The organism is Fibrella aestuarina BUZ 2 (assembly GCF_000331105.1).
Taxonomy (GTDB): Bacteria; Bacteroidota; Bacteroidia; order Cytophagales; family Spirosomataceae; genus Fibrella; species Fibrella aestuarina.
On record NC_020054.1, the window covers coordinates 896,196 to 916,032 of the forward strand.

20 protein-coding genes are annotated in these 19,837 nt (G+C 57.4%); 9 read left to right on the plus strand and 11 right to left on the minus strand.

Annotated features, from left to right (window positions below; translation table 11 throughout):
• The first annotated feature begins 139 nt into the window (after window positions 1-139).
• The 3 genes from FAES_RS03520 to FAES_RS03530 all read left to right on the plus strand — a co-directional run bounded on the left by FAES_RS03520 (window position 140) and on the right by FAES_RS03530 (window position 1,974).
• Window positions 140-697, plus strand: a complete 558-nt coding sequence (locus FAES_RS03520; RefSeq protein ID WP_015329818.1) for a DinB family protein — start codon at window positions 140-142, stop codon at window positions 695-697.
• A 12-nt stretch (window positions 698-709) separates the two neighbouring features.
• Window positions 710-934, plus strand: a complete 225-nt coding sequence (locus FAES_RS03525; protein WP_015329819.1) for a hypothetical protein — start codon at window positions 710-712, stop codon at window positions 932-934.
• A gap of 365 nt (window positions 935-1,299) precedes the next feature.
• Window positions 1,300-1,974: an acyltransferase gene (locus FAES_RS03530; RefSeq protein WP_015329822.1), complete on the plus strand. Its 675-nt coding sequence runs from the start codon at window positions 1,300-1,302 to the stop codon at window positions 1,972-1,974.
• Here FAES_RS03530 and FAES_RS03535 read toward each other — a convergent pair.
• The 6 genes from FAES_RS03535 to FAES_RS03560 form a co-directional block, all read right to left on the minus strand.
• The gene (locus tag FAES_RS03535) at window positions 1,964-3,157 is read right to left on the minus strand and encodes a glycosyltransferase (protein WP_015329823.1); all 1,194 of its coding nucleotides are present in this window, start codon (window positions 3,155-3,157) and stop codon (window positions 1,964-1,966) included. The two genes, FAES_RS03530 and FAES_RS03535, sit on opposite strands and share 11 nt — an antisense overlap.
• 117 nt (window positions 3,158-3,274) lie before the next feature.
• Window positions 3,275-4,723 (minus strand): O-antigen ligase family protein, encoded by a 1,449-nt coding sequence (locus FAES_RS03540; RefSeq protein ID WP_015329824.1) that lies wholly within the window; start codon window positions 4,721-4,723, stop codon window positions 3,275-3,277.
• An 87-nt stretch (window positions 4,724-4,810) separates the two neighbouring features.
• Window positions 4,811-5,707 (minus strand): glycosyltransferase family 2 protein, encoded by an 897-nt coding sequence (locus FAES_RS03545; protein WP_015329825.1) that lies wholly within the window; start codon window positions 5,705-5,707, stop codon window positions 4,811-4,813.
• A gap of 136 nt (window positions 5,708-5,843) precedes the next feature.
• Window positions 5,844-7,040 carry a glycosyltransferase family 2 protein gene (locus FAES_RS03550; RefSeq protein ID WP_015329826.1) on the minus strand — a complete coding sequence of 399 codons (1,197 nt, stop codon included), beginning with the start codon at window positions 7,038-7,040 and terminating at the stop codon, window positions 5,844-5,846.
• 69 nt (window positions 7,041-7,109) lie between these two features.
• Window positions 7,110-7,658: a YdeI/OmpD-associated family protein gene (locus FAES_RS03555; protein WP_015329827.1), complete on the minus strand. Its 549-nt coding sequence runs from the start codon at window positions 7,656-7,658 to the stop codon at window positions 7,110-7,112.
• Window positions 7,651-8,694 (minus strand): helix-turn-helix transcriptional regulator, encoded by a 1,044-nt coding sequence (locus FAES_RS03560; protein WP_015329828.1) that lies wholly within the window; start codon window positions 8,692-8,694, stop codon window positions 7,651-7,653. The genes FAES_RS03555 and FAES_RS03560 overlap by 8 nt, the downstream gene beginning before the upstream one ends.
• 244 nt (window positions 8,695-8,938) lie before the next feature.
• Between FAES_RS03560 and FAES_RS03565 the strand changes: the two genes are divergently transcribed.
• The 4 genes from FAES_RS03565 to FAES_RS03580 all read left to right on the plus strand — a co-directional run bounded on the left by FAES_RS03565 (window position 8,939) and on the right by FAES_RS03580 (window position 11,779).
• A complete protein-coding gene (locus FAES_RS03565) occupies window positions 8,939-9,340 on the plus strand; it encodes a pPIWI_RE_Z domain-containing protein (protein ID WP_051054017.1) in 402 nt (133 codons plus the stop codon).
• Window positions 9,341-9,379: 39 nt separating this feature from the next.
• Window positions 9,380-9,925, plus strand: a complete 546-nt coding sequence (locus FAES_RS03570) for a pPIWI_RE_Z domain-containing protein (protein ID WP_015329830.1) — start codon at window positions 9,380-9,382, stop codon at window positions 9,923-9,925.
• Between the two features lie 81 nt (window positions 9,926-10,006).
• Window positions 10,007-11,374 carry an ADP-ribose polymerase gene (locus FAES_RS03575; protein WP_041257497.1) on the plus strand — a complete coding sequence of 456 codons (1,368 nt, stop codon included), beginning with the start codon at window positions 10,007-10,009 and terminating at the stop codon, window positions 11,372-11,374.
• Between the two features lie 123 nt (window positions 11,375-11,497).
• Window positions 11,498-11,779, plus strand: coding sequence for a hypothetical protein (locus FAES_RS03580; RefSeq protein ID WP_015329832.1), 282 nt, complete (start codon window positions 11,498-11,500; stop codon window positions 11,777-11,779).
• A gap of 131 nt (window positions 11,780-11,910) precedes the next feature.
• Here the strand turns inward: FAES_RS03580 and FAES_RS03585 are convergent, their stop codons facing one another.
• Entirely contained in the window at window positions 11,911-13,503 is a 1,593-nt protein-coding gene (locus FAES_RS03585) for a S41 family peptidase (RefSeq protein WP_148289282.1), read from the minus strand.
• Window positions 13,504-13,597: 94 nt separating this feature from the next.
• On the opposite strand from FAES_RS03585, the gene FAES_RS03590 reads away from it, so the two are divergent.
• Window positions 13,598-14,077, plus strand: a complete 480-nt coding sequence (locus FAES_RS03590; protein WP_015329834.1) for a hypothetical protein — start codon at window positions 13,598-13,600, stop codon at window positions 14,075-14,077.
• A 129-nt stretch (window positions 14,078-14,206) separates the two neighbouring features.
• On the opposite strand, the gene FAES_RS03595 is transcribed toward FAES_RS03590, so the two are convergent.
• The 3 genes from FAES_RS03595 to FAES_RS03605 form a co-directional block, all read right to left on the minus strand.
• Entirely contained in the window at window positions 14,207-15,427 is a 1,221-nt protein-coding gene (locus FAES_RS03595; protein WP_015329835.1) for a pyridoxal phosphate-dependent aminotransferase, read from the minus strand.
• Between the two features lie 233 nt (window positions 15,428-15,660).
• Window positions 15,661-16,176 carry a 2-amino-4-hydroxy-6-hydroxymethyldihydropteridine diphosphokinase gene (gene folK / locus FAES_RS03600; protein ID WP_015329836.1) on the minus strand — a complete coding sequence of 172 codons (516 nt, stop codon included), beginning with the start codon at window positions 16,174-16,176 and terminating at the stop codon, window positions 15,661-15,663.
• 10 nt (window positions 16,177-16,186) lie between these two features.
• Window positions 16,187-17,701 carry a capsule assembly Wzi family protein gene (locus tag FAES_RS03605; protein ID WP_015329837.1) on the minus strand — a complete coding sequence of 505 codons (1,515 nt, stop codon included), beginning with the start codon at window positions 17,699-17,701 and terminating at the stop codon, window positions 16,187-16,189.
• A gap of 225 nt (window positions 17,702-17,926) precedes the next feature.
• On the opposite strand from FAES_RS03605, the gene FAES_RS03610 reads away from it, so the two are divergent.
• Complete coding sequence (locus FAES_RS03610) at window positions 17,927-18,910, plus strand: aldo/keto reductase (RefSeq protein ID WP_310589904.1); 984 nt, start codon at window positions 17,927-17,929, stop codon at window positions 18,908-18,910.
• A 97-nt stretch (window positions 18,911-19,007) separates the two neighbouring features.
• On the opposite strand, the gene FAES_RS03615 is transcribed toward FAES_RS03610, so the two are convergent.
• The gene (locus tag FAES_RS03615) at window positions 19,008-19,796 is read right to left on the minus strand and encodes a TspO/MBR family protein (protein ID WP_015329839.1); all 789 of its coding nucleotides are present in this window, start codon (window positions 19,794-19,796) and stop codon (window positions 19,008-19,010) included.
• Between the last annotated feature and the right edge of the window lie 41 nt (window positions 19,797-19,837).

Sequence of the window (19,837 nt, forward strand, 5' to 3'; positions counted from 1 at the left end):
AGTAGATCCCAAACTTTGTTGAGAAGTCGGGATTAGAGCACTCAATGGCAGATCGGTATTGGCTAGGAACGGATTAGTAAGCGGTAATCACTGGCTGTCAGTGTTTTGCGATATTGCTATTCCTTGCCCAATCAGCATTATGACAACCACCCAACACCTGCTGCATGATGTCGGTCTTGCCCGTCAGCGTTACCTCGATGCGGTAGCCAATCTAGACGAGGCAGCGGCGCAGTGGAAACCGGCCCCTAGTCGGTGGAGCGCCGTCGATATCACCGAGCACCTGTTTTGGGCGGAGCAGGGCGGTATCCTGGGCATGTGGAAAACCCTGCTGGGTATCCGGGCGGGGACGGTGAGCTACGAAGGTGTCGGCCCGAACGATGGGTTGTCCATCGAAGAGGTGATCCGGCGAACGTGGCAGGAAAACGAACGGGTACCAGCGGTCGCGGCCCCGCGTATGGGTGGGCCGTTGGCCTACTGGGCGTCGGCGCTGCACGGCCTGCAAGCCAGCCTGGCCGACTTCTGCGCTATTCTCCAGGAAGACGACTTACTGCGAAAAGCCCATCCGCACCCCATTTCGGGCTCCATGACGTTCGGGCAGCGGCTCGAATTCCTGCGCTTCCACATAGACCGGCATCGCTCGCAGGTCGAAGCGTTGACGTTGCTATGGGCCGCGCAGGATATCCATCAATCTACCTAACTCAACAGGGCCATGACCATTGTCAAACAGGGTAATCTACAAGGGCAGTTTAGCGGTTTTCGTAATCGGGAAACGGTGTTTGTGTTCAGCGATGGCGAGCGCTGGCAGCAGGATGAATACTGCTACGTCGATCACTCGGTGTATCGCCCGCATGCCACCGTCAGTCAGGAAGGGAGCGCGTATTACCTTCATGTAGCTGGAGTCGCCGAAAAAGTGCGGGTCGTGAAGCGATATTGAGGCATCTACCCGCACCCTTCTATATGCCAGTACCTGATCTAACCTGGCTTTGTGGTCTGCGCGGTGCGCCCACGGGTTGGCACGGACCGGGCAGAGGCGGGCGTTGAAGTGCGCAAAAGGGTAGTACAGGCGTACTACGATCCCTTAAATTCGTTAGGGTTGGCCGAGAAGGACACCTGCCAATCGGCCTGTATATCGCGGAGGTGAAATAAGATAGTGACCAGGTGGCCCATATGTCCGTCAAGAACTTATGGGGCTGTCAGACTAGACGCTATAGTGGATGCTAAGCGTATGCCGTCAACTCAGAACGGTTCACCAGTAGGCAATGCCAGCAGCCATACTACTAGTTGTTCAGCCCGCTAACTATGAGCATTAAAGAGTATATCGTACAGAAACCGGCCCTGAAGCGCTTCATGCTGTATGCGCTGGTACATCCCCGCAAAGCCAGGCCGCGCCGGTGGGTGAGTTGGTTTGTGAACCCATTCGTGCATCGTCATCACCGCACGGCCCAGATTCAATGGCGGGCGCGGTTAGATGTGCTGCCATTCAATACATTCAGACTTGGGGCGCAGTCGATCATCGAAGATTACTGCCTGGTAAACAATGGAGTAGGGTCTGTAGAGTTTGGAGACTCCTGCTTATTGGGAGTCGGCTCTACCGTAATTGGTCCTGTGTGTTTTGGCAACAATGTCATGACCGCCCAGCATGTGGTGCTGTCGGGCCTCAACCACGATTATGAGCGCATCGACGTACCTATCAAGAATCAACCCGTCTCGACGCGCCCCATTGTGGTGGAAGACGACTGCTGGATTGGGGCAAACGCCGTTGTGGTGGCGGGCGTAACCATCGGTCGGCATTCGGTGGTAGCGGCGGGAAGCGTTGTTACCCGCGACGTGCCGCCGTTTTCCGTCGTTGGCGGTAACCCGGCCCGGCTGCTCAAACAGTACGATGAAGCGTTGGGCCGTTGGGTCTCGACAAAAGGAAGGAGTGACGTGAACGCAGCGGGTAGCGTAACGACCCACTCACAAGCTAGTTCATAATCAACTTACCCGATAATACCTGCTCAAAGACAGCTTCAAATTCTTTGGCTCGGTGCGCCCATGAGTTGGCGCGGGCCATATCGATACGCGCCTGAATGCGTTCCGGCGATTGGTCGGTCAGCGCGTGGCGAAGGGCGTTGGCGAACGCTTCGGGCGTTTCAGCCATACTGACGATTCCGGTAAAATCGTCGAGAATGGAAAAGGGCGTTGATACAACGGGCAGGCCGCCCGCCAGGTATTCATTAATTTTCAGGGGGTAGATGGTGTACGTGTGGGGATTACACACGAACGGAATCATGGTGGCCGACCACCCCGCCAGGAGCGTGGGTAATTGTTCGGGCTTGTGTGGCGGCGTGAAGGTTACGTTCGGATACGTACCCAGCCGGCTTGTGATCGTCGGCTCTCTGACCTCGCCAACAAACTGAAACGTCACGTCGGGCATGGTTTTGACGCAGTGCTCTACCAGATCGATGTCCACGCGGCTGTCGGCGGAACCCAGGTAACCCACTACGGGGCGGGTGGGCGGATGTTGGTCGATCAGCGCACGTACCTGATGAAACAGCTCAAAATTGACCCCATTTTTCACGCAAAACGCATTGGCCTGTAGCTCCGATTTTTTCTGAAGCAGCGCTTCTGACGTAGTCACAACCGCATCGACGCGGCGGAGAAATTCGCGTTCATAACGCAGGCCATGCTGCCGCATCCAGGGGGCCGCTGCCATTTCGTCAAAGCAGTAGTAGATGGTGGCCGCTTCGTTCAACTGACCCAGCATCGGTACGCCCAAAACCGGATGAAAACCATTAATGACAATCGGGTTCCGGAAGCCCAACTGATTCATGACGCCCCGCATACCTGCCAGCAACCGCGTCATGTTTAGCGAGTGCAGCCGGTCGTGGGCGGCGGTAGGTAAGGCGTTGATTGGCAACATCATAGGCGGTTGCCACACGTGCACGGTGCTGCCCTGCTCGCCGGGTTTGGTCGTTAGTGGGCTTTCCAGCCGGGCAATTTTCCGCACAGGTACGTCTTTCTGGCGGCCCAGCGCGCCCATCAACCAGTCTTTGGCGGTATGCTGGTAATCAACATACAGAACGCGGTGCCGAACGGCCAACTCGCAGCACAACTGCACAATGGCTTTCTGATAATCGCCTTCCCAAGTGGTCTGACCTACGCAAATAATATCCATAGTGTGTTTCAATGCACGACGTACAATGACTAAGCGCTAAACCGCAGGCATTAGTGTTAAACGTATGTTATTAGGCCGCTGCCTACTCATTGCCCATCGTACACTAACCATTGTACATTAGCCTTTATCCCATCGGTTGGCTGAGGCGAAGAGCATAGTATTAATATAAAGCATGGTGCTCGTCGGGAACTGCCCCAAAATGGGATTGGAATAACTCACGACGCATATACCGATGAATTCGCATAGCAGGACGAGCATCAGGGTGATCGTATTCGGGTCTTTAAGGTGCCAGAGTCGCCAGATGCCCGTCAGGATAATGCCCGCCAGCATGAACAGATACACCCCTAACCCAACAACGCCCGTTTCGATCCAAAGCTGTACGTACCAGCTGTCGGGCGGAATTTGGGCGGCCCAGTGCCAGGGCGAGAAACGTACCCCGGCCCCCGACGAACTACCGATACCCGTTCCGAAGGGTAGATCGGCCAGATAATGCTTGAGCCGTTCCTGGTTTTCGAGCCGCACCAAAAACGATTCATCCTGGGTGGGCCGCAACGCCGTCCGGATACGGTAAATCTGATACACGCTGTCGCCGATATGCGTGTAGAGCAAAATGGCCAGAATGGGTATGCCCACCATGGCACTGTATAGGATGGGCGCGAGCTTGCGCTGTAGGACCAGAAACGCACCAAAGCCACCCAGCAAGACAAATAACGCCGAGCGCGTACCCGATACGGCATAGCCCCAGAAGATAAACAAAGCCAGTGCCAGGTACACGAGTCGGTAGAACCACCGCTTTTCAGCCATGAACAGGATGATGCAGACAAGGCTAACGCCCGCCATTTCGGAGCCAAACTGGCCGGCGTCGGAATAGAACGAGAAACTCCGAAGCTGCCCCCAAAGGATGTGCGTCCGGGCGGCCCCCGCCATTAGCCAGTTCATCTCTGACTGCTCCAGGTCGCGCAGGCCGATAACGTGGCCGTACTGCTGTTTAAAGCCCCAGAAAGCGGCCAGAACCGACCAGCCAATCCAGGTCTTCACCAGTAGCCAGACATCGTCGCGGGTGATAGGGTTGACCAGCACGATGAACGACAGAAACACCCAACTGAGCGAAAACGACCGGGCGTGGTAGAACCAGGCGGGTGGGTAAGGCGAGTTGGGGTTGAAATACTCCAGAATCGTATAGAACAGCCAGATCAATACGCAGAAAAAGGCGGGGTTCTTCAGCCGGTGCCAGGCCATGCGCCGTGCGTTGAGCAACGTACCCACGAAGGTGAGCATGAGCAGCCCATCGAGTCCTAACCCAACCTGAACGTCGGTATCCAGAAACCGGACGGCGCCAATCAGAAAGCTAAGGTTGGCATACAGATAAACGCCGATCTTAGGCTCCAGCAGTACGGCCAGCAGTACGGCTATGCCAATAGGTATGGCAATAACCGCCAGCCCACCCATAATACCCATCTTGGCGATGAGCACCCCCGCCAAAAAAGCCATACCAATGCCCATCCCCCCATAGACCCAGGGATTGTAGCGCCAGCGGCTCAGGAAAAGGGAGATGGATTCGGGCATACAATGAGCTTTTGCGTTTTCAGTTTTGAGCGTTCAGATGGCGTGCTTGCCGATAAACTGACGACTCGAAACCTAAAACTACGAAACTTAAACCGGTGAAGCCGTTCCGTTCCAGACGTTCCAGACGGTGGCATCGACGAAAGCTTTGGCGTGTTTCCACTGACCTTTCAGCAAATACGAGGCCATGTGCTTGGGTAGTACGGCGGTAGCAAAAAAACCGTAAAAAATAAGCCGTTGCGCCAGCGAACCGTGCCGTCGGATAAACAGAATGCGGTTGCGGGTGAGGTAGTAGGTCCGTAGCGTGCTCTCGCGCCCCACCGACGCCGACTCTTTGTGCCAGATGGTCGCCGTGGGCTGGTACTGAATCAGGAAACCGGCGTCGCGGATGCGCTGCGACCAGTCGAGCTCTTCGTAATACAGGAAAAACCGATCGGCAAACCGACCGACCCGTTCCACGACCGCCCGGCTGACGAGCATGGCGCAGCCGTGGGCGAAGGGTGTATTGGCGGGAGCGTCGAACTGCGGGCCATCGGGCTGGTTGAACCCCACCAGATGCGCCGTACCCGTGTACATGTTCATGGGTCCGTATCCGGCGAACTGCACCAGATTGGGCGCGTCGAAGAAGCGAATTTTAGGGCAAACCACCCCGACCTGCGGATTGTGCATAAACGGCTTCAGCAGTTCGTCGAGCAGGTTGGGTTCCAGCTCGGTATCGTTGTTGACGATGAAGAAATAATCGCCCTTTGCCGCCTCGATGCCGAGGTTATTGCCCCCGGTAAAGCCCAGGTTTTTCTCGCTCCGCACTAGCCGCACGAACGGGTACGTACCTAGATCGACCTGCGTACTCAGCGCGGGTGATGACGCGTTGTCGACCACAATCACCTCGACGTTTGGGTACGTTAGGTGGCGAACCGAGTCGAGAAACAACCGCGTCATCTCGGCCTGATTGTAGTTGATCGTAATGAGCGAAATAAGTGGAAGCATGAAAAAAGAGAATGGAACGCGGATGGAGTGGATTATTGAGATTTGCGCGGATGTACATGCATGGGTTGGCGTAGTCTCTGGATTACCAAAGAATCCGTGTAAATCTTGATAGTCCGTTCATCCGTGTTCCATTCATTTATGCGTTATGTGGCGTGTGCATGAACGATTTGAACGCCTTGCGCATGTTGAGCAGCGCCTTGCCAAAGCTGAGCATGAGCGTGAAAACGACACCCAGATCGCGGAACGACAGCCGTTGCCAGAGATAGGCCGGAATCGACAGCGCCATGCTCGCCATCAGGGTCAGCAGCAAAAGGGCTGATAGCAACAGCGTAGGTACGTGCCCGGCGATGGCGCAAATGAGCGTCGTCAGCAGCAGAATCCCCAGCAGCAACACCTTGGGCAATGCCATTTCCTGCACAAGCTTGATGCCACTCAGCCAGTTGCCCGACAGCAGGTTTTCCATACCCGGCCTGAAATAGTCGACCACAAACTGATACTGCGCCGCAATCCAGCGGGTACGTTGGTTTTCAAAAACAGCCCGTTTCGCTACTTTTTCATCATACACAAACGCCTTTTCGAGGTAACCAATGCGATGCCCATCAACGGCGAGTTTCATGGCGAGTTCCTTGTCGAAACCGCCAATGGTAGTCAGCCCGCTCATGGCGGCTTTCATCAGGCCGGTTTCGATCGCCATGCCCGAGCCGATGATCGTCGCCGATAGCCCCGCCACGCGGTAACCCCGGCGGGTAATGTGGTTATTGATCTCTTCGCTGACGGCGTCGAGCACGGCCACGCGTGAGGTCTCGTAGGCCGCGGTGCTCTTGGCGACCCGGTGCCCCTGAATGGCCCGCCAGCCCGCCGCAAAGGCCGCGTTGACCCGACTCAGGAAATCCGTTGCCAGGTGATTGTCGGCGTCGGAAACCATCACGATGTCAAACTCATCGGGCGAGATGGTGGCGAGGGCGGCGTTGATGGCCTTCGTTACGGTCGAGACCTCAAACGAGACGGGCAGCACCGTTACGGGCGCCGCGGCAGCCATTTGCGCCAGCGCGTCGAGAGTATGTTGTTGAAATGAATCGGCAATGACAATGAGGCGGAAGCGATCGGCCGGGTAGTCTTGTTGCAGGTTAGCCCGCACCGAATCCAGGATGACCGCATCTTCTTTGTAGGCCGGCACCAGCACCGCAATACGCCGCTTCGGCATGTCGGGCGTGGGCGTCACGTCGTCGGCACTACCCGCCCGCCCGATGGCCGCGTAGAAGAAGTAGTGAAGCGTGTTGAGGGTCAACCCAACGAAGAAGAGGCTAACCAGGAGCCAGAAAAGCGTCTGCATACGGTTTTTTAGACGCTACTTATTCTATTTGGTAACAGGGGAGAATGATGATACCATCATAAAAACAAATCAGCCTTTTCGGCTCTTAAAATACCGGATCATCTCCGGGTAGCCCAGGCCCATGGTGAAGCCCTGCACGGCCTGAGCGATGCGTTTGGTTTTGGTCTCGATGGTTTTGGCGTCGTCGATCCAGCGGCTGTAGTAGCGCTGATGCCCCGGCGTAAGCGACTCGAAGAAGGCCAGTGCGGTGGGGTCGTCGGCCAGGCAGGTCATCAGGTCACCGGAGTTGACCAGCGGTGAATCGTCGACAGCCAGGCTGACCGTAAGGGTTGCACCGGCCTCTTTGCCGATCGCTTTCCGCATACCGGCGTTGATCGCCATGATAAAGGCTCCATTCCAGTTCTCGTCAGGATCGTCCTGCTGCCCCATCGGAATGAGCGCCACCTGACTGATCGGGTGCGCATCGAGTAATCCCTTCACCCGAAACGATGTTTTCCGGCCCGGTTTCAACGCTTCGGTTACGGCCAGTGGCAGCACGATGTATGTCCAGCCCGTTTTTTCGCCTTTTTCGGCAAAGCGCAACAGAGGTGCCGTGAAGGTGTACAGTGCATCAGGCATGGTAGGCGGCCAGTGTTTTCTCCAGGGATGTTTTGATTTCCTGCACCAGGCTGTCGGGTTTCAGCACGCACAGGTGTTCGCCATACGAGCGCAGGTGCATCAGCAGATCGCGGTTGGGGGCCAGGCGCAGGCGCACCACGCAGGCCGAATCGGTGTCGCTGATGATTTCCTGCGTTTGGTGGATGGGTTTGGCTTTGATGTAGCGGCCGAATAGCGGGCTGAATTTCAACACGATTTCCTCGACGGGGCCGCTGCTGTCGGTGATGCCGTAGATATGCTCGAATAGCTCACTTACGTTGTCGATCACGGCTTGCGGCACGGCGCAGGGCTCATCGGTGATGCTCAGGTCGCTCATCCGGTCGAGGGCGAAGGTGCGTTCGCCGCCCGTTTTTTCGTCGTAACCGATCACATACCAACTGTCCCACACCTCGCGCAGCAGAATGGGGTGAAGCGTGCGCAAGGGTGGGGGCGGGGCCGTGCGCCGGGTCAGCTTGCCAGGTACGTCCTCGTGCTTCTGGTACCGAAATTCGATCTGTCGGTTCTGGTTCACAGCCCGGATCAGTACCGGTACGTAGTGGCGGTTACCGCCCAGAATCTTTTCCTCGACATACACCACCCGCCGCCCGGCCCCGTCGGGGTGGTCGCCGGGTTTGACTTCCCGGATGATGTCGAGGCTTTGCCGCACTTTCTGCAAGGCGCTCGTGAGTTCATCGGCGACCGAGGCACCCTGCGTAGCGGCCAGCACTTCGCGGGCGTAGTCGAGCGCTTCCATGTCGTCGGGCGTAAGCATCAGCTTCAGGAGCCTGAACTGCGGGTTGGTGTAGTAGTAACCGTTGGCCCGCTTGTCGTAGGCGATGGGGGCGTCGTGGTCTTCGCGCAGGCGCTGAATGTCTTTTTCGAGCGACGACACCGACCGGATGCCGCAGGTTTCCTGACACAGCTCGAAGAGCCGTTGCTTGGAATACTGGCGTGGGTAGCGGCTAATCACCTCATCGATCAGGCGATAGCGTTGAAAAGCAGAGCGGGTTATCGGCATAGGAGTATGAATGGAACGCGAAGGCACGAAGGGCTCGCAAAGGGCACGGCGACGTTTCGTTTTACGACAAAACGCTGGGCGCTTCGTGAACCCTTCGCGCCTTTGCGTTCACTTATTTCCCCTGAAAAATAAGTGAAAAAAAATAGCACAACGGAAAAAGATTACGTTCTGGGGGGTAAATCTTTGTACAGGACATTACAGAACGAACATCATGAACCTTAGACAGCGTCCGCAAACAAACCCAATGCTAACAGCCCTGCCGGTCACCCCGGCGTCGCGCGCGCCCCGGCTGAGCCAACTCTCGGCCCGCCAATTGTTCGACGTTGAACTTGGCCTGTGCCTCCTGGCCGCCATCAGCCCCTCGGCCTCGCCTGCCACACTGCCCGATCTGCTGATCGACGGCACGGCCCAGACCGCCAAGCAACGCCGCAGCCTCGACAAAGCCCGGCTGATGCTGGCGCAACTGACGCAGCCATCCCGCCCTGGCGGGACACGCTCCCTTTGGGCCGACCTGCTCGATCGATACGCCCGGCTCCCGCACGATACGCAAGCCTTCGACATCAGCTGCGATGGCGAGCGATTCAGCCCCAAATCGGTGGGCTTCTTTCGCAACCGCGTCCGCACCCTGACACACCTGCTGGCGTGACCCTGCTCGAACAGTACCAAACAACAACGACAACAACTAATGAAAACGATAACATCTGCAACCCGCCCTTCAGCGAACCTGGCGCCAACCCGCTTTGCAGCGTCGACGGCCAGCTTCGCCGATACGCTGCCGTCATTACCCCTGCCGACATACAGCGGCAGCGGGCGTTTCGGCTGGCAGGAGCCACTGGCCACGCGCATCAAGCACCAGTATGAGCTGCACGGGCAAACGGCCAACCGGCTGCTGAATATCGAGCTGGGCCTGTTTCTGCTAACCGAACTCCTGCCCGATGCACCCCCCGAAGCGCTGCCCGATCTGCTGATGGGCAACGGCATGGTGCATCTGCGTCGGCCCGTCTGGACGCCCAAGCAACACCGGCTGCTGAGCCGCGGTCGCACGCTGCTGGCTCCTTACCAGAACCGGGCGGTGTGGTTTCAGGCCCTGGTGAAATACGCGACGTTGCCCGCGGCCGCCCGCATCTACAGCCTGAGCCAGTATGGCAGCATCACGCAGGCCCCAGCGGCTGATTCGGGCAGCTACGTTCAGCGCGAACGCCTCACGCTGTTCTGGCGGGCCATGTTGTAAATGATTGTTAGACCCCACAGAGGCACGCAGCGACGGGTTTTCGGCTCGCGCTCGCTGCCTCTGTGGCAACGCCTTTTTCCTATGCTTTCTCAGTTGATCCAACATATCATGGGCACGGCCGACCCGGCCGACGCGCTCAAAGCCGTTACCCCGACCACCAGTGCCCCGCCCACGCTGACGACCACGGCCACTCCCGCGCCCGCCCCAATGAGGGCGCAGGACTCCACGGCCCTTCGTACCGTGAAGCTGATCATGGTCTCGGCGCAGAACAACAATAAGTATTACGAAATGCGTGAAACGGCCAACGGCACGTTCAAGGTCGACTATGGCCGGGTGGGCAGTACCAAAAGCACGGCAACGTACCCAATCACGCTCTGGGACAGCAAAATTCGGGAGAAGCTGGCCAAAGGGTACGTCGATCAGACGCACCTATATGCCGATGCGCCCGAATCGACGGGGACCGAAACCATCGCCGACGCCACCGTGCGGTCGTTGGTGGATAAACTGATCGGATACGCCCGGCAGTCGATCTTCCGCAATTACGTCGTGACGGCGCAACAGGTAACGCGCCAACAGGTCGACAGAGCCCAGCAGTTGCTCGATCAACTGGCCGGCCTGCTGAGTCTGCACGTCGATCCTGCCGTTTACAACGATACCCTCCTGACGCTGTTTCAGACCATTCCCCGAAAGATGGGCCGGGTGAATCAGCACCTGGTGACTCAGGCTCCGCAAACCGACGCCGACCTACAGGCTCTGCGCGACCGGCTGGCCGTTGAGCAGGAAACGCTCGACGTGATGCGGAGTCAGGTGGAGTTGAACGCCGTGCCAACTGACTCTCCCGAAGACACACCGACCCCGTTGCTCGATACGCTTGGCCTCAGCATCGAACCCGTTACCGACGATCGGATACTGACGTTCATCAAACGCATGATGGGCTCCGACGCCGACAAGTTTGATGCGGCCTTCAGCGTGAGTCAGGCCCGGACCGAGGTAGCCTTTGCACTGCACATGGCCGAAGCGCGCCACCCCAAAACGCAATTGCTCTGGCACGGTAGCCGCAGCGAAAACTGGCTGTCGATCCTGAAAAGTGGCCTTGTGTTGCGCCCAACCAACGCCGTCATCACCGGCAAAATGTTTGGTTACGGCGTCTATTTCGCCGATCAGTTCAGCAAGTCGCTCAACTACACCTCGCTCAGCGGTTCGACCTGGGCCGCTGGCCGGGAAAAAGAAGCCTATCTGGCGATTTACGAGGTGCACGTGGGCAAGCAACTGGTTGTCGATCAGCACGAACTGTGGTGCTACGACCTCGACGCCGACAAGCTGAAGCAGCGGGGCAAACACTACGATTCAGTGTATGCCCAACGAGGCAAAAGCCTATTGAAAAACGAATTCATCGTCTATAATCAGGATCAAAGCACCATCCGGTATCTGGTTCGTGTGAAAAGCTAAAGAGGTCATTTGCCTTCGGCGTCATTTGTTGTCATTGATAGTCATTCGTAGTAAAAAATAATGAATGACAACGAATGACCATTAATGACGCCGAAGGCAAATGACCAGAAATGACTACTCTCTATGAAACTCAAAGCATTGAATCGTCAGGCGGTGCGCATGGCTGCTACCATGCTGATGCTGGCCGAGGGCAGCACCACCACGTTGAACGTAAAACTATATCTGCGCGATCAGGGCTACCGGGCCGGGCAGTCGGAAGTGTCGAGTTGGCTGTTTCGGATTGCCCAGCGCGAACGGTGGGTCATCAACGACAACGGCCTGTTTAGGGTGTATTACTTCCCCAATTTTATGAGCAAGCTGCTGATGCCCGCCTCAGCCCCAACGCAATCGCCCAGCATTAATTAATTCACTCGTAGGTAGTGTCGATAAGCCCTCCGGACGCCTGTCTGAGGGCTTATTTGTTGGTGAGTTGGGGGCGTGGGGCTGGGGGCGTAGAGCGAAGCGGTATTTTCCCCACGCCCCCAGCCCCACGCCCATCACCGCAGCAACTCGTACACTTTTTCGATGTCCAGATCTTGGCCGGATAAGATGGCGGGTACGGTATAGGCCACCGGTACGTCGGGCAGGACGCCGTGGCCCTGATCCTGACCGGGAATCGCCAGCACAATTTTGTAGAGCGGAAGTCGCAATTGCACGCCCGTTTGCGGCAGCGTCAGGTAAGGCGAAGTAAAGGCGTTGCAGCCATAGGCACCGCCACCCGTTTCGCGCCCGACAACCGTGACCCGGTCGGCGCTGTTGTGTTTTACCAGCGAGGCAAAAATGGAGGCCGCCGAGAACGTACCCCCGTTGATGAGCAGAAAAACACGGCCCCGAAAACCACCATGTCGGATGGGTTTTATGGGGCTAGTGGTGCCGGTGCGGCGATAGGTACCCTCGGGCGTGCGGCGCGTGAAGAAATTGCGCAGCCAGAACCGCCAGAATTTCCAACCCAGGTAGCGATTGAATGACACGTTCCGCACGGGCGCATCCACCTGCGTGTAAGCCTGAAACGGTTTGTCGATCAGGTATGATGCCAGTCGCAGACTCGTGCCAGAGTTACCGCCCAGATTGCCCCGCAGGTCGATTATAAGGGTTTTGATGGCCTTGTTGGCGGCAATGGCCTCGAAGCTCTGCCGAAAAAACAGCCGCTGCCCAAAGCCGGAGAATGACGACACTTTCATGACCGCTACCGACGAATCGCGCTCAGAGAGCCAAAACTGCCGTTGCTCGTCGGGGGCTTTGTCGGGTTTGGGTTTCTTGCGGGGGCTCGACGCCGGTACGTTTCGTTTATCGAGCGAGTCGAGTCGGGGAGGGAGTTTGTCGGGGCGCGTGCGGAACGTTAGTGTTCGAATCGTGCCGGTAGTGTCGCGGAAGGTGAGGCGGCGGGCCGCCGAGTCGATGCCGCAGACAAGCGCGTAATACGACCCGAAACTGCCCGTGTTCAGCACGTAGGATTTGAACGTCTGGTTGTAGCCGTCCGACGAGATGTAGCGGTAAAACTGGTTGAGCAGCGGCTGGGCCGGGTGCCCATCAATCGCCAGAATTTCGCTGCCACGTTGAATGGTGGAATCGGTGCTGCGGTTTTCCCGCACGTACAACCGATCGTTCAGCACGGCCACATCGACCGGAAAGGGGCGCAGCGGGTGTTTTTTTCGATAAGCCGTAAAAGATTTAGACGCGTAAAGGTCGGTATGGCCGCAACCGATGCGGTCGACTACCGGCTCGATGACCCGCCGAAACTGAAGCTCGGTCATGGGCTTGGTAAGCTGGGCGTAGGCCGCATCGAACCACTGCGACACGCTGTCGCGTGGATGGTAGCGGTACAAGCCGGGATGCGCTTCTTCGAGGGCACGGCGCATCAGCCGGAAGTCGGTCTGTAGCTGAGCGACTGAATAAGTCTGTGTGACTGGCGTAAACGGAAAAACCGGCTGAGGACGGCTGTTGAAGCAGCTAGCCAATAGGCCAACAAGGCCCACAAACAAACCGGTCCGAAGCAATGAAGCAATCACGGTGAGGAGGTAGAATAGGGTGCCAAAGGTAATGCCCGTCTGTTTAGCCGCAAGCCGATTTGGGATGAACAATCTGCGCAAACAAGGCGTTGACGAAACGGTAGATAGTTCGTAGTTTGCTGATCGTATGTGAGTGAAAACCAGCAAACACCAAACGTCAAACGTAAACTTCAAAATGGCACGTCCCAATCCGGAACTGATCGACGCTTTACGCCGCACGGCCCGCAAATTGGCCGAAGGAGCTCCCTACCAGTGGGGGCACATGGGTGGCTGTAACTGTGGTAACCTTGCCCAGGAATTAACAAAAATGACGCGTGACCAAATTCACCAGTATGCCATGCAACGCTATGGCGACTGGAACGAACAGGTGGCTGATTACTGCGACACGAGCCAATTACCCTTCGATGTCATCATTAACCAGATGCTCGGCGCGGGTCTGGCGTTGGAAGACCTGAAACATTTAGAGAAGCTCGACGACCGCGAGGTACTGGTGCGGTTGCCGCTCGAACGGCGCTTTCTGAAACACAACCGCCGCGACGACGTGGTAACGTACCTGAACGAGTGGGCCAATCTGCTTGAAGAGAAGCTGTTGGCAAAGATCACCCTCCCCGCCGACCTGATGCAGGTCCGGGAACCAGTGGCAGTGAATGTATAGTGTATAATGAATAATGCACAATGGGGCCGGGCGGCGAACCGCTGACGCAAGAGTAAGACGCGTCAGCGGTTCGCCGCCCGGCCCCATTGTGCCCGGCCCCATTGTGCATTATTCATTATACACTATACATTATTTCAGCGTCGCTACGGCGTCTTTAATCCGCTGTACGGCTTCGGCGAGAGCTTCGTCGGAAGCGGCTGTGGAGATACGCAGGCAGTTGGGCGCGCCAAAACCAGAACCGGCTACGGTCGCAACAAACGCCTTGTTGAGTAACCACGTCGCAAAATCGTCGGAGTTGTGGATCGTCGTGGTCCCGTCCGACTTACCGTAGTAAGCGCTGATGTCGGGGAAGGCGTAGAAGGCACCCTGGGGTACGTTCACCTTGAAGCCCGGTACCTCTTTCAGCAGTTTCACTACCAGGTCGCGGCGGCGCTGATAGGCCTGCGCCATCTCGCGGCTGGGTTCGAGCGAGCCATTTAGGGCGGCTACGGCGGCTTTCTGGGCAATCGAGTTGGTGCCCGACGTTACCTGGCCCTGTAGTTTCTCAACGCCTTCGGCAATCCATTTGGCGGCACCAATGTAGCCAATACGCCAGCCCGTCATGGCGTAGCCCTTTGCCACGCCGTTGACGGTGATGACCCGGTCGTGGATCTCGGGCATCGAACCAATGCTGAAATGGCCTTCGGGCGTGAAGTTGATGTATTCGTAGATCTCGTCGGCCAGCACGTAGACGTTCTCGTGGCGGGCAACCACCTCGCCAATGGCCCGCAGTTCGGCTTCGGTGTAGACCGAGCCGGTGGGGTTATTGGGCGACGCAAACATCACCACCTTGGTGCGGTCAGTGATGGCGGCTTCAAACTGCTCGGGCGTTACTTTAAAGTCGTTTTCGAAGGGGCCGTCGAGCACCACCGATACGCCTTCGGCCAGCTTCACCATCTCGGAGTAGCTTACCCAGTAGGGCGAGAATATGATCACTTCGTCGCCGGGGTTTACCAGCACCTGCAACACGTTGGCCAGCGAATGTTTGGCGCCTGTGGACACCACTACGTTTTCGGGTTTCCAGTTGAGGCCGTTGTCGCGGTTGAATTTATCGGCGATGGCTTTCCGTAGGTCGGGGTAACCGGCGACGGGGCTGTAGCCGTGGAAGCCGTCGTCGATGGCTTTCTTGGCGGCTTCGCAAATGTGGGCGGGCGTTTTGAAATCGGGCTCACCCACGCTGAGGCTGATGACTTTATGACCCTGAGCCGCGAGTTCACGGGCCATCTTGGTCATGCCCAGCGTCGACGATTCTTCGAGGGCGTTGATCCGATCGGCCAGCAGACTGGCGGGGCTTGCTACGGCGGCAGACATAGTTTCTGTCGTTTTATTGAAAATTTAGCAACTGAACGGCCGCAAAATTAGTGAATCACAAGCGGTTAAGGCGTGTTTTTGTGAGAATTTAATTGAGCGACACAGCTATGACACAGAGATTCGCAGAGGGGTACCGAGATACACGGAGGGCCGCGAGGTGATGGGTTAGGGCCTTATTCAGAAAAAAATAGGGGCGCTTCGGCGAGTCGATATACAGAGATAGCTGGGTATGTTCAGCATTTGCGTACGTCGCTCACGTCGGTGCAGTCGGCCAGTAGCTTGGCTACGGTTCTGCCAAGTACCGGATGGAGCCAATTGGGGGCGATGTCGGCCAGCGGGGCCAGTGTGAAGCGGCGCTCGTGCAGGAGCGGATGGGGCAGTGTAAGTGTGGGCGTCTGTACCACCTGATCGTCGTAGAACAACAAGTCGATGTCGATAAGGCGAGCGCCCCAGCGTTCCAGACGCACCCGGCCCAGTGCCTGCTCGATCGCCTGGGTACGTTCCAGCACAGCATAGGGTGGGAGCAACGTACCCAGCCGCAGCACCTGATTCAGGTACGTTGGCTGATCGGTTACGCCCCAGGCGGCGGTTTCGTAGAGCGCGGACGCCTGCTGAATGTCGCCCACCTGCTCGGTCAGTTGCTGTCGGGCGTCGGCAAACGTCTGGCGTGGATCGCCGAGGTTAGCGCCCAGGAGCACGAAAAGGGTGTGCAACGTTGGGGACGGTTGATCAGGCATGGGTAACTTCATTCAACGAACATCAATACGTAGTGGACCGGCTTAGCAGCCCCGTTTTGCGAAGAGCCACATAGACGCCCACGCTGGTGGGTAACAAACCGCCCAGATCTACGCCCAGCGACCCGCTCAGGGTGGCGCCGCCAAACGCCGATACGGGCAGCGCTGCGCTGAATAGCCCCGAAAACTGCATCGGCTGGGTGGGGTAGCGAAGCGCATACGTACCCAGGTTGCGCGACAGCGAGAGGCGGGTCGTCAGGTCGACGCGGCCGTTGACCAACGCTTTAGCCGCCACGTGCCCTACGCTGACTCGGTTGTTGACTACGCCCACGCGTTGCGGGAGCGACGGGCGGGTTTCGTTGGGCAGCGAGAAAAACGGCGTCCCAATAATCCGGTTTCGGTACTCCCAGCCGTCGAGGAATTGGGCGTGGTTAAAATAATCATCGCGCCCCCGCAGGTCCGAATCGTCAATCACGAAGGCATCGCCCCCCTGGCTGGCACTGTACAGAAACTCCAGGGTGATCTGTTGCAGAAAAAAGGCCTCACCATCGGGTTGGCGGCGGTTTTTGAGCCGTAGGCCGTTCAACCCATCGGCCAGGTTGGTGCCGTAAAAAAGCGAACCGTCGTCGTAGAAAAACTGGCGATAGGCATACAGATTCCAGTGGCTCAAGTTCACGTCGGCCCCGAAGTCGAGTGAGCCGAGGTGATTACCAATGCGGTTATCTTCAAACGAGGTCACGTTGGGGTCGGCGGGCTTCCACTGACCACGCGACCCGAACACGACGGCCCGATAATACTCGATACCTGTAGGCAGTTGACCATCCACAGACACCAGGTTATTCAGCACGCCGGGGTCAGCCCGGCCGCCCCAGATTACCTGGTGGTTGAAGCCACCGTAGAGCCGAAAAGGCCAGGTAGGTTTGCCCAGGCGGCCATAGAGGTATTTCTGATGCAGGTAAGAGCCTTTCACCAGCCGCCCGTCGTTTTCAAACCAGCCGTGAGCAAACGCACCCAAAAAAGAGACAATACCCTTCGTGAACGGTACAGGTGTGTACTGATACAGCCCTATTTGAATTTTGGGGATCGGCAGCGCATTGCCCGACCAGGCATAGGCGCCCGTGGTGAGCAAGGTATCGACCAAACCAACCACTTCCCGCTTCCGGCCTGCATAAAGTTCGAGGTTACCCAGCCGAGCTTTCACGTGCGCTTCGGGCAACAGCAACTGGTTCGTCGCGCCCACGTTGGCGACGGCGTCGAGTGCATAGCCCCAGTCGACGGTGGGCCGTGCCCCGGTGCTGTCGCCCAATTGGTAATCGGATCGGAGCCCGGCCTGTAGCCGCAAAGCCGGTCCTTTCAACGGAACGATACCGTATTGATTGGCCCGCAGCCAGAAGGGCGTCTGATCGGTGGCCAGCAACGCCCCGGCCTCCGCCTGATACTGATGCTGACGCGGTGCCTGCGCCGTTGCCGGGTACGTTAGTATGACGCCGATCAGTAGACTAAAAAAAGAGGAGGTGGTACAGCGAAGCGGATAAAGCATGAACAAAGGTATAAGCGTTGAGCAACAATGCCTTCGGCGTAATTCATGCGAAAGGCTTTAGGTAAAACGGACTGTTTAGGCGCTGTCGTACAGGTGTACCGGCCAACTTACCCAATGGCAATGGCACGGTCGCTAACTATTCGACGGGCGCCGAACCAATTGACCCACTCCCGCTTGTTCTGCCAGTGAATCAGGTAGCGTAATCAACGAATCACCACTATGACTATGAAAACCCTTGGCCAGAGTGGCCAATCTGTATCGGTATTGGGGCTTGGCTGCATGGGCATGACCGACTTTTATGGCCAACGCAACGACGACGAATCAATCGCTACGATCCACGCGGCGCTCGATGCGGGCATCAACCTGCTCGATACGGCCGACATGTATGGCCCCTACACGAACGAAGAACTGGTTGGCAAGGCCATCCGCGACCGCCGCGACGAGGTCGTCCTGGCGACTAAGTTCGGTATTGTCCGTGACCCCAACGACCCCACCAAACGGAGCATCAACGGCCGGCCCGACTACGTGCGGCAGGCGTGCGAAGGCAGTCTGAAACGGCTCGGCGTCGACCATATCGACTTGTATTACCAGCACCGCGTCGACCCGAATACGCCCATCGAGGATACCATCGGCGAAATGAGCCGACTGGTTGAGGAAGGGAAGGTGCGTTTTCTGGGGCTGTCGGAAGCCGGAGCCGATACCATTCGACGGGCTAATGCGGTGCACCCAATTGCCGCCGTGCAGTCGGAGTATTCGCTCTGGAGCCGCGACATAGAAGATACCGTATTGCCGACGGTGCGCGAACTGGGCATCACGCTGGTGGCCTACAGCCCGCTGGGCCGTGGTTTCCTGACGGGCCAGATCAAGCGGTTTGAGGATCTGGATGCTGACGATTATCGGCGCCATTCACCGCGTTTTCAGGGTGAGAATTTTCAGAAGAACCTCGACGTGGTGAAGCAGATCGAAGCACTGGCGGCCGACAAAGGCGTCACCGCGTCGCAACTGGCGCTGGCCTGGATTCTGGCCAAAGGAGAGGAGTTTCTGCCCATCGTCGGTACCAAACGCCGGACGTACCTACAGGAGAATATCGGCGCGCTCGACATAACGCTGACGCCCGATGATCTGGCCCAAATCGAAGCCATTTCCCCCAAAGACGCCGTCGCCGGTCTGCGCTATCCTGAGGCCATGATGAAGTTGGTGAACGCTTAGATGAATGAATACTGTATGATGGGCAATGTATAATGGGGCTGACACAAGAGTAAGACACGTCAGCCCCATTATACATTGTCCATCATACAGTATTCATTTACACAGTAGCCCGTTGCTGGCGGGGGGCAAATAAGCCGTAGAGGGCCAATAGGGCTGCAATCACAGCTCCGCCGATGGCAACAAATTTTACCGTGGGCAGGTCGGTCTGCTTAACGGCGATGGCCGCGTAGGCCCAGGTAAAAACCAGCATGTAGGCGGCGCTGCGGTAGCGGTTGAACAATACAGCTCCGGCGATGAGGCCGATAACCAGCACGCCAACCGCCCAGATTGGCTCCGAAATACCCGACAGATCGAAGCGGGTGGCCCGGAACCAGACCGTGATATTCAGAATGGTAGCCACAGTGAGCCAGCCGAAATAGATCGAAAAAGGCACGCGGGCCAGCCACGTCTCACCCACCTTGACGGGGCGCATCATGGCCATATCCGTGCGGGGGTTGATGCGCAGGTGTTCCATCACCATAAACAGGCTGGCAAACATGACCAGAATAACGGCCAGGGCAAGGCCGATCCAGCCCTGATTGAAAATGGGACTCCAGATAGCGTTACAGATACCGTTGACGATATACCAGGGGCCGGCCGTTCGGAATCGGGGGTTGTGCCGTTGGCTGGGCAGCGCCTGGTAGATGGAGAAGCCCAGCAGCCCCAGAAAAATGAGGCCCCAGATCGAGAAGGCATACCCGGCGGGCGTCACCAGCGTGTCGTATTTGGCCGAGATATCAGCGTTGGTAGTCGGCCCAAACGCGCGAACGTTGGAGAGCCCGTTCATGACGATCAGCGAAACGGTGACGAAGACAACCAGAAATTGGCGTAGACGGTCGTTCAACATGGCAGGTTTGTCGTTTTCGGTTTGTAATGGGTAGGAGGTCC

Bases quoted from the DNA above. Each gene is read 5' to 3' on its own strand.
- FAES_RS03520 (WP_015329818.1), top strand. From the start codon at position 140: ATGACAACCACCCAACACCTGCTGCATGATGTCGGTCTTGCCCGTCAG.
- FAES_RS03525 (WP_015329819.1), top strand. From the start codon at position 710: ATGACCATTGTCAAACAGGGTAATCTACAAGGGCAGTTTAGCGGTTTT.
- FAES_RS03530 (WP_015329822.1), top strand. From the start codon at position 1,300: ATGAGCATTAAAGAGTATATCGTACAGAAACCGGCCCTGAAGCGCTTC.
- FAES_RS03535 (WP_015329823.1), bottom strand. From the start codon at position 3,157: ATGGATATTATTTGCGTAGGTCAGACCACTTGGGAAGGCGATTATCAG.
- FAES_RS03540 (WP_015329824.1), bottom strand. From the start codon at position 4,723: ATGCCCGAATCCATCTCCCTTTTCCTGAGCCGCTGGCGCTACAATCCC.
- FAES_RS03545 (WP_015329825.1), bottom strand. From the start codon at position 5,707: ATGCTTCCACTTATTTCGCTCATTACGATCAACTACAATCAGGCCGAG.
- FAES_RS03550 (WP_015329826.1), bottom strand. From the start codon at position 7,040: ATGCAGACGCTTTTCTGGCTCCTGGTTAGCCTCTTCTTCGTTGGGTTG.
- FAES_RS03555 (WP_015329827.1), bottom strand. From the start codon at position 7,658: ATGCCTGATGCACTGTACACCTTCACGGCACCTCTGTTGCGCTTTGCC.
- FAES_RS03560 (WP_015329828.1), bottom strand. From the start codon at position 8,694: ATGCCGATAACCCGCTCTGCTTTTCAACGCTATCGCCTGATCGATGAG.
- FAES_RS03565 (WP_051054017.1), top strand. From the start codon at position 8,939: ATGCTAACAGCCCTGCCGGTCACCCCGGCGTCGCGCGCGCCCCGGCTG.
- FAES_RS03570 (WP_015329830.1), top strand. From the start codon at position 9,380: ATGAAAACGATAACATCTGCAACCCGCCCTTCAGCGAACCTGGCGCCA.
- FAES_RS03575 (WP_041257497.1), top strand. From the start codon at position 10,007: ATGCTTTCTCAGTTGATCCAACATATCATGGGCACGGCCGACCCGGCC.
- FAES_RS03580 (WP_015329832.1), top strand. From the start codon at position 11,498: ATGAAACTCAAAGCATTGAATCGTCAGGCGGTGCGCATGGCTGCTACC.
- FAES_RS03590 (WP_015329834.1), top strand. From the start codon at position 13,598: ATGGCACGTCCCAATCCGGAACTGATCGACGCTTTACGCCGCACGGCC.
- FAES_RS03595 (WP_015329835.1), bottom strand. From the start codon at position 15,427: ATGTCTGCCGCCGTAGCAAGCCCCGCCAGTCTGCTGGCCGATCGGATC.
- folK (WP_015329836.1), bottom strand. From the start codon at position 16,176: ATGAAGTTACCCATGCCTGATCAACCGTCCCCAACGTTGCACACCCTT.
- FAES_RS03605 (WP_015329837.1), bottom strand. From the start codon at position 17,701: ATGCTTTATCCGCTTCGCTGTACCACCTCCTCTTTTTTTAGTCTACTG.
- FAES_RS03610 (WP_310589904.1), top strand. From the start codon at position 17,927: ATGAAAACCCTTGGCCAGAGTGGCCAATCTGTATCGGTATTGGGGCTT.
- FAES_RS03615 (WP_015329839.1), bottom strand. From the start codon at position 19,796: ATGTTGAACGACCGTCTACGCCAATTTCTGGTTGTCTTCGTCACCGTT.